At 52.0% G+C, this 16979-nt stretch carries 9 protein-coding genes; 2 read left to right on the top strand and 7 right to left on the bottom strand.

The features are described 5' to 3' along the window. The first annotated feature begins 11 nt into the window (after nucleotides 1-11). Nucleotides 12-935: an AraC family transcriptional regulator gene (locus J4772_RS28990; protein ID WP_181917545.1), complete on the top strand. Its 924-nt coding sequence runs from the start codon at nucleotides 12-14 to the stop codon at nucleotides 933-935. A 26-nt stretch (nucleotides 936-961) separates the two neighbouring features. Here the strand turns inward: J4772_RS28990 and J4772_RS28995 are convergent, their stop codons facing one another. Next, nucleotides 962-4303, bottom strand: a complete 3342-nt coding sequence (locus J4772_RS28995) for a FlgD immunoglobulin-like domain containing protein (RefSeq protein WP_209072539.1) — start codon at nucleotides 4301-4303, stop codon at nucleotides 962-964. Between the two features lie 110 nt (nucleotides 4304-4413). On the opposite strand from J4772_RS28995, the gene J4772_RS29000 reads away from it, so the two are divergent. Further along, nucleotides 4414-5268: a helix-turn-helix domain-containing protein gene (locus J4772_RS29000; RefSeq protein ID WP_209072540.1), complete on the top strand. Its 855-nt coding sequence runs from the start codon at nucleotides 4414-4416 to the stop codon at nucleotides 5266-5268. Between the two features lie 9 nt (nucleotides 5269-5277). Here J4772_RS29000 and J4772_RS29005 read toward each other — a convergent pair whose 3' ends face one another. The 6 genes from J4772_RS29005 to J4772_RS29030 form a co-directional block, all read right to left on the bottom strand. Then, nucleotides 5278-7806 (bottom strand): glycoside hydrolase family 2 protein, encoded by a 2529-nt coding sequence (locus J4772_RS29005; RefSeq protein WP_209072541.1) that lies wholly within the window; start codon nucleotides 7804-7806, stop codon nucleotides 5278-5280. A gap of 83 nt (nucleotides 7807-7889) precedes the next feature. After that, nucleotides 7890-9656 (bottom strand): type 2 periplasmic-binding domain-containing protein, encoded by a 1767-nt coding sequence (locus tag J4772_RS29010; protein ID WP_209072542.1) that lies wholly within the window; start codon nucleotides 9654-9656, stop codon nucleotides 7890-7892. Nucleotides 9657-9740: 84 nt separating this feature from the next. Next, complete coding sequence (locus J4772_RS29015) at nucleotides 9741-10646, bottom strand: carbohydrate ABC transporter permease (protein ID WP_209072543.1); 906 nt, start codon at nucleotides 10644-10646, stop codon at nucleotides 9741-9743. A gap of 13 nt (nucleotides 10647-10659) precedes the next feature. Next, nucleotides 10660-11490: an ABC transporter permease gene (locus J4772_RS29020; protein ID WP_246016443.1), complete on the bottom strand. Its 831-nt coding sequence runs from the start codon at nucleotides 11488-11490 to the stop codon at nucleotides 10660-10662. 568 nt (nucleotides 11491-12058) lie between these two features. Further along, nucleotides 12059-15064, bottom strand: coding sequence for a FlgD immunoglobulin-like domain containing protein (locus J4772_RS29025; RefSeq protein ID WP_209072544.1), 3006 nt, complete (start codon nucleotides 15062-15064; stop codon nucleotides 12059-12061). Nucleotides 15065-15137: 73 nt separating this feature from the next. Continuing rightward, entirely contained in the window at nucleotides 15138-16913 is a 1776-nt protein-coding gene (locus J4772_RS29030) for an extracellular solute-binding protein (protein WP_209072545.1), read from the bottom strand. Between the last annotated feature and the right edge of the window lie 66 nt (nucleotides 16914-16979).

Raw genomic sequence — 16979 nt, forward strand, 5'->3', positions numbered from 1 at the left:
GGAGCATGAGCATGTATCCGGAAATGCGCCACGAGCAGGTCGTTTACCAAAATCCTTTTCTCGCTATGCGAATCTGGCAAATCGACACGGAAACGACGACAACTGAGGATTTGCTGCTAAAAGCGGAACAGAATTGGAGACAAAAAAACTACTACGGCTGGCATTATCACGAGGAAGTCGAGTTTCTACTAGTTCTGGAGGGGGAGATTACCGCCTATTGCCGAGAGGAGCAAATCGTGCTCGGTGAGGGAGATATCGCCTTGTTCGGCTCTTCGGAGCCCCATACGACGATGCAGACGAAGCCCGGAAGCACGCGGCAGATCGTCTTCCAGATCGATTTACGCAAATACTGGGATGTGAGTACGCTAAACAGCATGCAGCATTTTTCGGAAGTGATTCGTCCCCTTAGCTCGCTCAATTATATTTATAAGGAAAATAAAGAAGTTCGCGAGCGGACCGCCGAGCTGATCCGAGAAATATATCAGGAAATGAACGACGGCAGCCTCGGTTACGAGCTCGCCGTTTCTTCAAGGATCAAACATATTCTGCTGCTTCTGCTCCGCAACGATACGCGGCAGCAGCTCAATTATAACGATAATCGCCTGATCGGCCGCTTGCAGCCTGCGGTCGACTACGTGGAAAGCCATCTGGACGGCAAGCTGTCCGTCGCGGAAATCAGCGGACGTCTCAACATGAGCTACACCCATTTTATCAAGACGTTCAAAAAAGCCGTCGGCATGTCCTTCACCGACTTCGTCGTGCTGAAGCGGATCAAGAAAGCCGAGCAGCTGCTGCTGACCAGCGACGTCAGCATCGCGGAAGTGGCCGAATCGGTCGGCATCTCCAACCTCGGCCACTTCTACGAGATGTTCCGGCGCATGAACGACTGTTCGCCCAAGCAGTTCCGGGATCGGCTGCGCGAGCCGACGGGTTGATTGGCGCGTTGGGATAGAGTTGACCGTCAGCCGTTCTCCCGATCGACGAAATAAAACTTATCCACGTAAATCGATTCGATATTCGCCTTGTTATTGGCTGGCGACAGGAATACATAGGAAGCTTGCGACGCGAGCTTGTCGGCCGTTGCCGTGAACTCTCCTATTTTGACGTTTGTCCAGAACATATTTTCCATGCTGCTCGCGGCAATCGTCGACGGCCAGACGATTGTGCCGCCGGCGCTGAAATTCATGCCTACTGTAAAGGCGTTTCCTTCCGGTTTCGGGAAGGACGGTCCGTTGACGAGGTCGGCCAGCATAGCCGTTTTATAATTGACCTTAACTCTCGCATACACGTCGTAAACATGGCCGGCAGTAAGTCCTGCATCGCTGGCATAGGCGTAGAAATCCATCGGTCCGTTGCTGTCCCCGACGACTTTTGCAGCCGTCTTCCCGTCCGAAGCAGATAAATCCGCAACACCTCTCGAGCTCGCCGCGCCCCATGTTCCGAACTGTTGATCCTGAACCTCCTTAATCGTCTGACCGCATTTCTTCACGAGCTTGAATATTTTCCCGTCCCCCGCCACGAAATTCACGTCGGTCAGAACGTAACTGTTCCCGGTCGTCGAATAAGAGACTTCGGATAAGCTGCCGTCCGTTCTGTCGATTTCAAAGATGGATTGGATGTCCATTCCAAGCTTCGAACGGTCGATTGCAATCGTGACGTTCTCGCTCGCTTCCGCATTGTGATTCACGACGACAATATACTTATCCGACGAGCTTACGCTTTCATGAGTCGTTACGTCGGCGCTCGGATATCCGGGATCGTAAGGCTGCGTCGTCGCTCCTCCTCCGCCCCCAGTTGTTGTTGCGACGTTCGCGATTCTTCTCATATCCATGATCGTCGGCTTCAAAGCGTCAATCTCGCTCATCAATTGCTGGATCGTCCCGTAAATATGCGGTCTGCGCGTATAGTCGTAGTCGACCATGCCTCTCCAGACGACCGTAGATTGATACAGGAAGTACGTAAACCCTCTTGCTCCCCTGCCGATGGACTCGTAGGTCATCGCTCGGATTTCGGCCGGAGTCGGTTCCCTCGGCAGGCCCTCCTCTTCTCCGTGCGCCTGCAAAATCATCCATACCGGCGCGTCGTTCGTCAGGCTTCTGCGAATCGGCAACGTTGAGGCGTCCAAGCTCTCTTCGAACGCAGCGTTCGGATACGTGCCGATATGCTTGAAATTGCCGGGCGTCGGATAATGGTTCACGACGGGATACAAATCCAAGCTCATCGCTTGAGTAAGGTTGGAGGGGTAGAAGTACGACGCGTCCTCCGGCATCGTATAATCGATTACCGTAAACCGGTTCGGGTCGATGCTTTCCAGCATTCTCCTCATGACGGACAGATTGTCCCGGAACCGCTCTTTATCGACGACGTACAGGCTCCTCGGCTCGTCGAATAACAGATATCCGCTCAATTGCTCCGCATGCTCGGAAAGCAGCGCTTTATTCGTCAGTTCGACAAGCGCCTCGTACATGGCTACTTCATCATTGCTATATCGTGCTTCCGAATCGAAATAGTTGCCTCCCCAGAACTTGAACAGCTCATGTCCGTCGGGCAGCCCGATCAGTTTAAGTCCGTATTCGGCCGCCTTCGCCAAAGTCACCTCGTAGATTCCCGGCTTTTTGTGCCAGTTGGCCAGAAATACCGTATCGGCGCCCGCATCGCGAATATCGTCGAAGGTACGATCCAAATACGCTGCCGCATTCGCTTCGATATACGGAATGTTGCCGGCTTCGAACCAGACGCCCTTCGGAAAATCGTCAAGCGCGGGATTAACGGTCGCCTCCGTCAACTGAACGCCGTTGATCACCTGAACGTTTTTTCTCAAGAAAATCTGATTGTCAGAGCGCTTGACTTCGATTGTATACAGTCCGTTCGCAACCGTCCGGCCCTGATTGTCGGTTCCGTCCCACTTCTCTTTCACGTACGTCCAGTCTTCCCTTGCGTTGACGATCTTCTTGACCGTATTCCCCTGTGCGTCGTACACCGTGACGTCGATCGTCTTGCCCGGCTCGTAGAGCCCGTGAATGCTGTAAGAAATCGTCGCGTAATCATTGATGCCGTCTTGATTGCCGGGCGATATTTTATAAGGATACACGTTGCTATACTTATTCGGGTCATAATAGGGTTCCGGAAGTACCCTCGTCAGAACCGCGCTATCTATCCGAAAGGAAGGAAAATTTTCCTCGTTCGCGGTCGAATAGACGTTCAGTCGATACTCGTGGGTCGGATCGATCTGAATCGGCAGAGAGATCGCCCCGAAATATTCAAGCTTAATGTTAAACGGAGGGTTCGCCGTATTATAGACTTTGCGAGGGACCAGATCCTGACTAGCTGTAACGTCCCGCAAGGATAAGCCCATCACGTCTCCGACGGCGTTGTCCCAATTCGTCCCGGGCACGCGATCGGGATTGACGAGCAGCATTAATGTGTAGTCGCCGGCGGCCAAGTCGTTCCCGGGGATCGGAATTTCGATTGCGGGCTCGTCTTCGTTCGCTCCGTTCGAAACCGTGGTCGCCACGTTGTCCGGCGTTAATCCGTCCGGAATATTTACGGCAGAGTCGCCGAGCGTAAATGCGTCGTTCTGAATCGTCAGAGGTACGACTTCTTTCAAGACGATATAATCCAGATGAATGCCGGAAACGTCGTCGTTCTCCATTCCTTCCGCATAGAACTGCAGCCGATTGACACCGTAATTCGGATAAAAAGTGCCTACTCTAAACTCCTGCCAATGTTGGTCCGTCGTTTCGGACGCGTCGATGATCCGAGGAGAGAACACCTCCGCTTGGCGGGTTGCATCGTATACGCCTATTCTGGCGACCTCGCCTTGGGTATTCGACTCGCGATCGATTTTCATCTTGTAATAGACGTCGTAAGCGGCCGCATGCTTCAGCATGCTAAAATCCCAAGCTTCGTATTGTATCTCCCCGCCTCCACTCTCTCCCGCTAGGGCTGCCGAGAATCCGTCCATGGCCGTCCCGTCAGCCTTGCGAACAGCGCCGTTACGGTACGTGAAATTGCTATCCTCGATCATGTAATCGCCAGCGATATCGATGAACGACGCTGTCGTCACTTCAGCTTTCGTATTAACCGCTTTCGGGATTCTCTTCGCCGTTTGCCCGTCCGACGCCGTGACATCGGCCACGCCGACCGTCGTATCCGGCGTATCGCTGATATGGAATACCGAATCTTGCCCGACGTATTCGAATAGACCTTCGTCCGCAGAAACCGTTGCGGGTCCCGCGAACCCACCAAAGTGGGTCACGACGAGAGCCAATATCGCAAGTCTGATCACATACTTCCTGAACAATGCAAACACCTCCGTAGAATGGAAATCTGGCCTGGCACCTTGTTTACAGTACGGATGTTTCATACTACAATAGGCTTTAATTATCGCCTCGATCACAAAGGAGAGCTTGCATGCAACTGAGAACCTTTAAGTATGTCGAGCACAATTCCTCGCTGGAATACAAAACCGGCGGCATTCATCCTTCGTTCGAAATCCTGTATTTGGCTACGGGCCGATATCAGATGAACTGGTTAGGCGAAAAGTACGATATCAAACCCAACTCCTTGTTCTTCATTACGCCGAACACTCCTCACGACGTTACGATTTTGTCCAACAAGGCCACCTATTGGTACATCGAGCTTAACGAGCCTCCCGCTAACGCCGATTCCGTTTTCCCGACGCTGGAAACGATACTTGTCTGGAACCGGCTGCAGTGCGAATCCGATTTGGCAAGCCAAATGCCCGAAGTGATGAATCATACGGTTGAGGGCATTCATCGCCTTCTTCAAAATCGGTTGCATGAGATGGTATGCGGCGAGGAATTATTGCTGCTCGAAATCAGGAAGCTGTTTTTGATCGTTCACGAGATTTTGCATGGTTATAAAAAAGATCCGGGCTTGCAGAAAAAGCTGAAGCTGCCGCTGGGCTATACGCCTACGCAAGACATTATTAAAACTTTGATCATTATCTTGGAGACCAGCTACAAAGAGAACATTACGTTGCGTCAATTATCCGATTTCTCGCATTTTCAAAGCACTTATCTGATCCAAAAGTTTAAAGAATATCACGGGTTTACGCCGATCGAGTACTTGCACAAGCTGCGAATGAAAGCCGCGATCAACTATCTGTCGACAACGGATATGAAAATCAAACAAATTGCCGAAGAATCGGGGTATGCGAATATCCATCACTTCAGCAACGCTTTCAAAAAAAACACCGGGATGAGCCCGTCCGAATGGCGAAAGAACCATCGAAGCCCGCTATAGCCCCTGCCGTTATCCGAAGTATACGCTTGTCGCCCTGATTGTCTGTTCGTTAACCTCCTGCGGCACTCCCTGTACGACAATTCGCTTTGACTGCAGGGGCAGCAAATCGAAATACTCGTCGGATACCTTCCATCCGTCGGCCAATCCGAAATGCACCGCATGCGCGTAGCGATCGGCTTGGACGTCGAAGGCGATCTCCGATTGTCCGATCCGTTCAAAGTTCGATACGGACAACTGTGCGTGACCGATCTCCCGCTTCGAGAATTCGTTTAGTCTGAGAATTGCCGTATTCACTTCGTTTTCCGACGGTTTGACGAACCAGCAGCCTTGAACCGGATCTAGACTCGCATCGAGATCGAAGCGGAGTACCGGACTCCTCGAATGCTTCTTAATGACGATTGGTTTGTTGGCCGTCAGACGAACCTTACCGTCATAGGATGCATAACCGAACTCCGCCTCTAAGCTCAAATCCTCTTCCGTTTCATTGATCCCGTATACGACCGCGGCATTCTCCTCTATTCGGATGACCAGCCTTCGCGAATCGAAGGCTCTTCTGACGAAAGGGAATGAGATTTTCCTTTCCAGATAGTAGTCGATAATCGTCCAACCGACTTCTCCCCAGCAGTCGTTATACATCCAGAAGATGGCCCCGTCGCAATGCGGCTTGCTCCGCATCGTGTCCAGCGCGTATTCCAGCATCAAGCCTTGCCACAGTCCCCCGAACAACAAATAATCCTCGGCCGAAATGCCTTCCATTTTCCGATAATGCTTCTCTATCGCTTCGCCGATCAGACCGTAGCCAGGCTCGTTGTAGGTGACGGCATTCGAATGCATCTGGAAAGCCTCGCTATTTAACTCGATCGTGTCCGTTGCCAGGTATCTCTTTACGGACGACGGCTTGCAGGGTCCGACGTGCCCGAACTCCGATACGAATTTCGCATTGAGAGCGTCATAGACTTCCGGCGTAATCTTGTCTTCGAACCGTTCGGCGAACGCGCTGATAAACCATTCGTGCGAATCGCCGGCCTGCGTTCCGTTCGGGTGTTCTCCGCCGTAGGGCGAGCCGTTCCAATAAGGGATATCCGGACAGTTTCGGTGAACGATCTCCGGAGCGATAGCATTGAAGATTCGGCCTCCCGCAAACTCCCAATGCTTGTGATCCTCGAAAAATAAATCATAGACCATTTGATTTTCGTTATTGCCGCACCATAGCACCAACGAAGGGTGATTTCTCAGCCTTCGGGTCTGATAGTCCAGTTCAGCGGACACTTCGAGCTTGAACCGTTCGTCCCGATCGGGATATAAGGCGCAAGCAAACATCAGATCCTGCCATACCATGATTCCTTTCTCGTCGCAAAGCTCGTAAAATGGTTCCCTTTCGTACAGTCCTCCTCCCCACACCCTTAGCATGTTCAGGTTCGCCTCGACAGCCTCTTCGATCAATTGCCGATAACTGCTGTTCGGAGCCCGAAGATACATAGAATCGGGAGGGACCCAATTTCCGCCTTTGCAGAAAATTTTCCGTCCGTTTACCACGAGCCCGAACGCTCTTTCCCGATCGTTGATCTTGGACACGTCGAGCTCTACCTTCCGAATCCCGAACCTTGCCTCGTATTCACAGAGCACGGTCGAAGCATGAAGGCCTTTTACCTTGATCGCGTACCTATGCGGCTGCCCATATCCGTGCGGCCACCAAAGCTTCGCATCGGCTATAATTGACTGAGTATTCAAATAATTTAGACCGGAGCAGAGCAGCAGGTTTTTCTTCTCGCTATACACGACTTCCCGTCCGTCCAAAATTTCAATTTCCACGTCAAGGTCCGCGGTCTGTAGCGGATTCGGATGGTCCAGGACGATCTCCAGCGCAAGCCGCGCTTCATTATTATTCGCAGCAATCGCTTCCGTGCGGACGCATACTTCTTTAATCGTCGCCGCGCTGTACGTCTTGATGGCAATCGATCCTATTCCGCATGTAGGAATTCTCGGGCACCAATCCCACCCGAATCCATAATGCGGTTTGCGTACGGCAATCCTTCTAGCATCTCCGCGACGATAACCGAGCAGCATCCCGATATTTTTGGATACGCCCTCGTATTCGGCCTCCGTAACTCGCTCCAACCCGGCGGTTACCCGGATGATCAATTCATTGTCTTTCTCTTTGATCTCGTTTTTGACGTCTTTTTCGAACGGATAATAGGCATTCGCGTGATGTCCCAAATGAACCCCATTCAGAAAGATATCCCCATGACAATCGATATTCTCGATGACTAACGAGACATACTCACCCATCGTGTCCGGATCCAGATCGAACACTTTCTTGAACCACCACGCCTTCTTCTCCGTCCATTCGCTGTCGAAGAAATTCAGTCCGACGGTGGGCTCCTCAATCACCTTATTTTCAATTAACGGCACGTGGATGTCGCAAGGAAGCGAACAATCCAGCCAGCCCTCTTCCTTCCTGGCCATTCTCCATGCCATTGAAGCGTCGTAGCCAAGACCGCTCCAGCTCAGCTTCCAGTTCTCATTCAATTCAATCATGAGCGATAGCTCCTCCAAATCTCCATTGCGGAAGGAATAAGACGGAAACGCGCCGCCTCCATCTTATTCCTCCGGTTGTTAGGCTACTGCATGCTTGTTACGGTCGCTTTCGCGTCGTCCCATGCTTTTTTCCACCAGTCGAAAGACGTTGCAGCTCCGGCCTTCTCCAGTTGTCCCAGGATGTCGTTTTTGATTTTCTCGTACTCTTGGTCGGACTTGGACAGGATGACTTTAGGCATCCCTTTCATCATGATGTCATCCAGCTTGGCATCGATTCTCTTAATATCGTCCGGAGTTTGCGGCAAGACGTTCGGAATCTCGGTCATCTGATTGGACTGATCGAACGCTTTGCCCTCTTTCATCAATTTCTCATGAACTTGGTAAGGCATCTCCACTCCGTAGTAGCTGCTGAAATCGCGTTGCGTCGGCGTCAGAGACAATTGGAGCACGTCGATGCTTTTGCGGAGATCCAGGAGTCCTCCATCCGTTGGATGAATGTCAGCGCCCGTAATTCCAACGATATTGTTGAGTACGCCGAGTCCCCGTTTCTTATCTTCGTCTTTCGGATTTTTGAGCCGTTCGATGGCGGTGGGCAGCATTTGCGCTTTGCCGTCCACGATATCCCAATCCTCTCCCTGAATGCCGCTGAGCGCCGTACGCACCCCGTCGTAAGAGAACAGGTAATCGATTAGTTCGACTGCTTTCTCCGGAGATTTTGCTTTCTTCGTTACGCTGAGCAGGAAACCGGGCCATCCGGTCGAGCTTGAGGAATTGGCCCAGGCCGTCATCCCTTCTACCGGCAAAGAAACGTATCCTTTTAATGCGTTCGGGTCCTTCTGCACGCTGGCGATGGAATAGGCGTCGATCCACCAGGTCGCCATACCCGACAAATATTGTCCGGCCGTCGCCTTCGCCGCGTAGTCCGCGCTCTTCATCGTAAAGCTGTCCGGATCGAGCAGCCCCAATCGGTTTGCTTTATTCAGATACTTCAAGTTGGCCCACATCGGACTCGAGACGTCCGTATAGTTGGCAATGATCTCGTTGGTGTGAACGTTCGTTACAAAGGCATGAGGTCCCCAGCTTGCATAACCCATGTTGGCTCCATGGCCGACCCAATAAGCCCACGGTCCCCAATCGTTGAACAAGCCCATACCATACACTTTTTTGCCGTCTTCCGTAGCCGGATGTTTCTTCTGCATCTCCGCCAATACGGCAAGATGATCGTCTTCGTTCTTGATCGAAGGGTAGCCCATTTCTTTATAGAGATCCCATCTCACCAAGAAGCCGTTCCACCACCAGTTGGACAAGCCGGTCGGTCCCGCGTTCGTATTAAGAAAGTAAAGTTTTCCGGTATCGTTGCTCAAAAACTTCTTCGAGAACGTCACTCTTTTCGGATAATTTGCAGCGATATTTTTCCCGTAATCCGCAAGGTAATCGTCCAACGCGATGACGTTATTCCCTTCGACTAACTGTTGAATATAGCCATTGTTCGTCACGAGAATATCGGGGAGCTCTCCGCTGGCCAGAGCGAGCTTCAGCTTCTCGTCGTCGTATTCGATCACTTCGATCTCCACGCCGAGCTTCTTCTTGATCTCTTCCGTAACGACATTCGGCCAGAACTGTTCTTCAATCTGAAAGAGCGAAGTGATGCTTCCGATTGTCAACTTGACCGGCTCGGCCGGCTTTTGGCTCCCCGATGACGGACTTGCGGCTTGCGAGGCGCTTTCCCCCGTGTTCCCGCTCTCCTTCCCATTCCCGTTGCCGGAAGAGCAGCCGGCTAAGACCAGCACGATAGCCAAGCATAACAGCACGACATTCCGAAGCTTGTGAATCCCCCATAATCCGTTCATCTGCACATCCTCCTGTTTGATCTTTATTTATACGGCCTCCAGGTGCAAGGCCAAGTATAAAACGAGTTGTCGCCTGTTCCCGCTCTAGCCTTTAACGGCCCCCATCATAATGCCTTTGACGAAGTATTTCTGCATCATCGGATACACGACCAGAATCGGGATGATGGCTATCATCGTGATCGTCATCCGGACGCCTTCCGGCGTCAACACCATTTGGTTGGCGGCGTCCATCATCTGCTGGGTATTCATGTTACGGATGCTGTCCGCGATTCTCTGGGATTCGGTGAGATATTGATACAGCAAGTATTGCAGCGTTTGCAGCTTGGGATTCGAAACGTACAAATAGTTGTCGAACCAGGAATTCCATTGATTCACCGCTGAGAATACCGCTATCGTGGCCAGAATCGGTTGACTTAACGGTAGGATGATTTTCATGAAAACCGTAAAGTAGCCAGCTCCGTCGATCAGTGCCGCTTCCTCGAGCGAAAGGGGCAACTGTTCGATGAAAGTTTTGAGTAGAATGATAAAATAAGCGGAAACGGCGAAAGGCAAAATATAAATCCAAAAGGAATTGATCAGCCCGTAAGACTTCATGGTGAGATAGACGGGAATGAGACCCGGATTGAAAAACATCGTCAAAATAACGAAGCGGTACAGGAATTTGCGAAAATAGGTTTGTTCCTTGGTCACCGTATAGGCAAATATGGAACAGCAGAACAGCGTAAACAACGTGCCGCCAACCGTTCGGATCGCAGAGTTCATGAAAGCTCCGATAATGCCCTCCAGCTTGAAGATGGACACATAATTATAGAAGGTAAACCCTCTCGGAGCCCAGGTCACCCCGGCAACCACCTTCGCCGGATCGCTGATTGAGTAGATAAACACGTAATAGAAAGGGTACATGCAGGCGATCGTAAACAGAACGAGCAGTGCATAGTTAATCCCCGAGAAGCCGCGATCCGATAGTTTGCTCTTGTGAATGAATTCCATCTCTTTCCCCCCTCTACACGATAGATTGGCCTCTTACTTTTTTGGCGAACGAATTGACGGAGAACAGAAGTACGATTCCTACGAAGGTTTTGGCTATGCCAATCGCCGTTGCATAGGAATAATCGTTCGTGGCGATGCCGATTCGGTACACATAGAGATCGAGAACCTCGATATTATCCGCGACCAACGGATTTTTGAAAGCGTAATATTGATCAAACCCGATCGTCAGGATGTTGCTGACCGATAGCAGAAGCAGCACGATAAACGTTGGCATGAGGCCCGGAACGGTGACATGCCAGATGAGCTTAAGCCGCCCGGCCCCGTCCATCTTGCCGGCTTCGTAGATTTCCGAATCGATGCCGGCGATCGCCGCCAAATAAATGACCGATGTCCATCCTAAGCTCTTCCAAATGAGCAGCGCGGTCTGAAAATACCAGACGGCGCCCAAATTCCCTAACAGATTCGTAGGCTCGTCTATCACTCCAAGCGAGAGCATCACCCGATTAAAGAGTCCCTCGTTCGAGAAGATGGAGAACGAGAGCGAGAACACGATGACCCAGCTGATGAAATTCGGAAAGGTCGCCGCGGTTTGGACGAATTTTCTAAAAAACTTCGGTTTCACTTCATTGAGCATAATTGCGAACAGGACCGGGAGAGGCGCACACAGGATGCCTAGCAGCCCCATCGCCAACGTATTTTTCAGCACCCGGGCCATATCCCCTCCGTCATTGACAATGAGCTCGAAAAACTTCAGACCGACGAATTTGCTGTCGGCGAGAGGGATGCCCGGCTTATAATCGAAAAATGCGTAAACCCATCCGAACAGAGGAACATAATTAAACATGAATACAAGGATAACGAATGGGAGGGCCATGCCCAAGAGAACTATACTTTTTCTATTGCTCTTAACTCCAATCTTTTTCTGCGAATGTCTTACTGCTGCCTTCACGCAATCACCTCAAGCTGTTGGTTAAATAGAGCGTTTTCATAACTCCTAGAGTGCATCAGCAAAGCCTGAATTCATTTTTTAATTATAATCAAACAAGCCCTTTTGGTATTTGCAAAACATTACTCTGTTTAATAAAAATAAAAATGATTTGTCCATGGTTTCAGGGAAAAATTTATAAATTGTTTCACTCCCCCTCGTTGCTCGATTCTCTGCATAATAAAGAGACTGTCCCATAAGTTAAATTGCTTGAAATGATCGATATATAAAGAAAGGGGTATGTATCTCCTGGAGAATGCCTCATACGCTCCTGAAATTACCTCGTCACGGGTTTCCCCATTCAGATTTCATGAGCGTATAGCATCGGAAGGAGATACATACCCCTTGAACCTTTATCAGCGATTATCTTTAGAGCAACTTGCTTGACTTATAGGCCAGCCCTTTGAGCTGTTGCTACCCGTTAATCTTATCGTTTCACGAAATAAAACTTATCCACGTAGACCTCCTTGACATTGCCTGGATTGTCCCATGGCATAATATAGACGACTTGGCTATTCGTCTGGGAAGGCACGAAACTTCCGATCTTGACGGTATGCCAGAACATATTCTCCATGCCAGAGGCGGACATTCGTTTTTCCGGGACCGGATAGGTATTCGCGGTCACGTCGTAGACTCCGTAGGAAAAGGCGTCCCCCGTCGGCTCGAAGTTCCTATCGACTCCGTTTCCGTCCTTGTACATGTCGGTCGCATATTGAATTTTAATGTTCGCGTATAAATCGTACGTCGCGCCGGGAGTTAATTCGGCGGGATCCCAGAACCATTGGAAGTTCCAGGTTCTCGACGACGTCACCGCGTGCTTCGCCGTCTTGCCGTCGCCTGCCGATACGTCGATCTGCTCCTTCGTCGCGCCGTTGTTGACGTGGAACGCAGCATCCTCTCCGACGTAGACGTCTTGCGCGGCGTCCCTCGTCAGCTTCAGGACTTTGCCGTCGCCGGGCGCGAAGCCGAGATTGCTGATGACGTAGTGGGTCGGAGTCGCCGTGAACGCGACCCCTGCTTGATCCAGCATGTTGGTAACCGCCGTAATGTCCATTCCGAGCGCCGCCCGGTCGATCGATAGGCTAATGTTCGCCGGGCTCAGGCAATCGTGATTCACGACGACCAGATATTTGTCGCCCGTCTCCGTATCCAGATGGGTTGTGACGTCGGCGGTAGCGTAAGCTGCGTTCCCGCCTCCCGAAGCCGTCGCGACGTTCGCGATTCTTTTCATCTTCCGGATCGTCGGCTTCAGCGTTTCGATCTCGCTAAACAGCGTTTGAACGGTAACGTAGTCCTCCGCCGGCTGGTAATGTTCGTCGACGATGCCGGTCCAATCGAGCTCCGTCTGGTACACGAAGTAGCTGAAGCCCTTAGACCCGTGTCCGATGGCCCCGTACGTCATCGCGCGGATTTCCTCCGCGGTCGGATTCCGCAGCCAGCCGGTCGATTCGTTCGTCTGCAGAATCGACCACATCGGCGCATCGTCCTCCAAGTCTTTGCGGACTTGATAGGAAGCGAAGTCCATATAAGTCTCGAAAGTAAACCCGGGATAATGATAAATGCTGGTAAAATCGCCGATCGCGTTGCCTTCTCTAACGCCGTACGGATCGATGTTCATGACGTGCGGCTTCTGCGCGTCATAATGCAAAGGTAAACGATCGAGCCCGATATACGTACTTAGAGCGGGCCGGCTCGGGTCGATCGTCTCCATCATCCGCTTGATGTCCTTCAGATTGTCCGCCAATTTCAAATCGTTGCCCGGTTCGTCCGCCAAATAATAGGCGTATAAGGCGGTATCGCTCATATAAGGCGAGACGAGTTCGCCGATCTGCGCGTACATCGCCTGCTCGTCGTTATACAAGGTTTCATTAAATAACGTGTACGCATCCGGCAGCCCGATGACCTTGATTTGATTTTGCGCGGCTTTGCTCAACGTTTCGGCATACACCGCCGCCGGCTTGGCGTGCCAATTGGCGAGATAAACCGTGTCCGCCCCAAGCTGATGAATGTCCGCGAACGTATCGTTCAAGTAATTCGCCGCGTCCGTTACGTCATACGGAATCGCCCCGGCTTCGTAAAATATCCCTTTCGGCACGTCGTTCTTGATCGGATTCGGGGAATCCGACAACGCGACGCCGTCGATTACCTGCACGTTCGTACGGAGCGCGTCTGTCGTGCCGTTGCCGACGCGAACGACGTACAAGCCGTTGTCGACGTATTGGCCGTTATCGTTCTTCCCGTCCCAAACCGCCGATTGGCTTCCGGATTGAAGGGCCGGAGTCGTCAGCGTTCTGACCGTCGCCTGATCCGACAAGCGCTGTACGGTTATTCCCACCGTCTGGGGCGACGGCAACGTATACGAGATCTGAGTCGTATCGTTCAGCCCGTCCCCGTTGGCCGGAGATAGTTTATACGGATAAGCATGGATAGACTTCCCATAGCTTTCGTCTTCCGGCTGCTGGGTCAACGTCACGCTGTCCACCCTGATCGCTGGGAAATTCGCCGCATTATCGACCGGGAAGAAGCAAACGCGAACGTCGTGAGAAGGATCGACCGTAATCGAACCGATCTGCACTTGATGGAAGTAATACACCTTCGGAAAAGTCGCAGAATCGACGATCGTTGGATTCACCAGGAAGCTGCTCGTCGTCAGATTGTACACCAAATAGCCGAAAAGGTCGCCGGAGGACGTCTTCCAGTCGGAACGCTCCGGCTTCACGCCGGCCGTGATCTTATAGGTTTTACCCGCTTCGATGCGGGTCCCGTCGACTTTGGCCTGCAGGTTCCATCCCGTTCCCGGTCCGTTGGCCATTCTGGCGGCGCTATGATCGGAAGTCATTTCGTCGGAAACAAGCGATGCGCCGTTAAACTTATAGAAGAGATTGTCTTCGATTGAATAATTCCGATGCTCCTTAAAGGTGAAAGCGTCTACATAAATATCGGAGACTTGCCCCGCATTAGCCGTGCCCCCGACATAAAAGCTCAGCGAATTCACGCCGGAGTTCGGAGCGAACGTTCCGATCTTAATCTCCTGCCACGTCCCGTTCACCGTTTCGGCCGCCGCAATCGTTCGCTCAGGCAGAACGCTGCTCTCGTTCGTCAGATCGTAAACGCCCGCTTTGAATGCATTGCCGGTCGGATTGGGTACCGTGTGCGCGACTTTGACCTTGACGTATACGTCGTATAAAACACCCGGTCGCAGCGTTCCGAAGTCCCAATTCCGGTATTGAATCTTCCAGTCCGCCGAATCGTTGAGCATATGTGCCGAGTAGCCATCCGGCACGGAAGCATCCGACGTCCTCGCCGCTCCGCCCGAGAAAGTAAACCGATCGTCTGAGATCGTCTCCTCCTGGGCATACGCGCTGCCCGCTCCAAACGTTAACGCCGCCAACAATGCCAATACCGCGACATATCCGATTCCGCCGACTCTCATCGCAATCCTCTCCCTTAGCTGGATTAAGTGAGGGAGACTTGCGTCTCCCCGATAAACCGTTAGCCGCCTTGTTTTATTTTTGGAGCCCTGCATACGTTTCCGATGCCTTCGTCATGTTGGTCATCCAGTAATCGATCGCCCGTTGAGCGTCCATCTTCTTCAGCTCGTCCATCATCGTCGCCTGAATCGAATCGTATTCCTCTCCGTTCGCGGCATAGATCAGCTTAGGCGCCATGCGGACCAAGTAATCCGTCACCTTGGTTTCGATTCGCTTAATGTCGTCCGGCATGCTGGCATCCGTTCCGAGCTCGTTGTCCATATCGTAGTAGATCGTTTTGATTTCGCCGGCCTGAACGCGCTTCTCTACGAGCTCGCCAGGATAAGAGACGCCGTAATGCTCGGAGTAGTCTTTATCCAGATCGGTCATTTGCGTTTTCCAGATGTCCGCCGTATTCGTAAAGTTAATCGGTATGCCGTATTCCGGATCCGGATAGTTGTCGACAAAGCCGGCGAGATTCCAGTACAATCCGATGCCGGTCGTTTGCGCGAAATTCGGGTCGCTCTTCCGCGCGTCGAGCGTCTGTTGTTTCCATTGCGGCTTGCCGTCCGCGATATCCCAGTCCTTGCCCTGAATGCCGTTCTGAATGAGCCTGGAACCTTCCAAGGACTGCAGATAATCGATCAACTCCATCGCCCGTTCCGGATGCTTGCTGTTTTTCGAGATCATGATCAGGCGATTGGAAAATCCGTTCGTGCCGAATTCGCCCAAGTATACCGTCTGTCCCGACGGCACCGGCAATGGCTCCCAGCCCTTCAAAGGATCTTCTTGGGCCAGAGCGGCATTCGCTTCGTCCACGCCGGCCCAGCTCCAAGGAGACAGCAGGACCCGGCCGGCCTTGACCTTCTCCGTGAAATTCTCGTATTTCTGCGTGAACGAGTCGGGATCGAGCAAGCCCATCTCGTTGGCCTTGCGGTAAAACTTCGTTCCGTCCCAATACGCGACGTTCGGATCCAGGATGCCCCCTGCCGGCTTGAACGTTCCCGGCTCCAGATAGACGAACATGTTGTTCTTATTAATCCGGCCGAACAAGCGGTCGAACATCTCGTACGGAACGAGTCCCCAATCGAACAGCGGCGCCATGCCGTACACCGGCTGCCCTTGCTCGTTCTTCGGATGCTTTTGCTGCATCTCCGCGAGCAGATTCAAGAAATCGTCGAGATTGTTCACGGCCGGGAAACCCAGCTCCTTGTAATAATCCCAGCGAATGTTGTAGGTATGGTTCGCGTACTTATATTGAGGTCCTTTCTGGCTGGCGATGCCGGGAATGGCGTACAGCTTGCCGGTGCCGTTGCTGAAAAACTTCTTGCTGATCTCGATTTTCGAAGGCGATTCCTTCAGAATCGATTGCCCGTGCTCCGCGATCAGATCGTCGAGCGGAATGACTTGATTGCCCTCGATGATCTGCTTTAAGTATTTCGGCGAATTTTGCAGTACGATGATATCCGGAAGATCTCCGCCGGCGAGCATCAAGTTGAACTTCTTGTCGTCCGTCTGCGTGTCCAGCTCCAGCGTAACGCCCGTCTTCTTGCGAATTTCCTCCATGACCGGGTCGCTCTGCGCGCCTGGAGCCAACGTCGACATGAACAAGGCGTTGTCGCTCGTCAGTTTTAGAGTGACCGGCTCTTTCTCCGCCTGCTGGTTCGGTTGCGAAGCGGACGCGCTTGCCCCGGCAGCAGCCGGAGACGAAGACGGCTGTGCGTTCTCTCCCGCGTTCGTGCAACCCGCCATCACCGCCAGCGCCAATGTCGCGATTAACGCCGAATGCCTTTTTCTTTTGATACCGCCCATCGATTATGACCCTCCAATGAATGTAATTATATACGAAAGTCCTTGAACTTCGGGACTCTGCATATC

Source organism: Cohnella sp. LGH, from assembly GCF_017671885.1.
GTDB classification, from domain to species: Bacteria; Bacillota; Bacilli; order Paenibacillales; family Paenibacillaceae; genus Cohnella; species Cohnella phaseoli.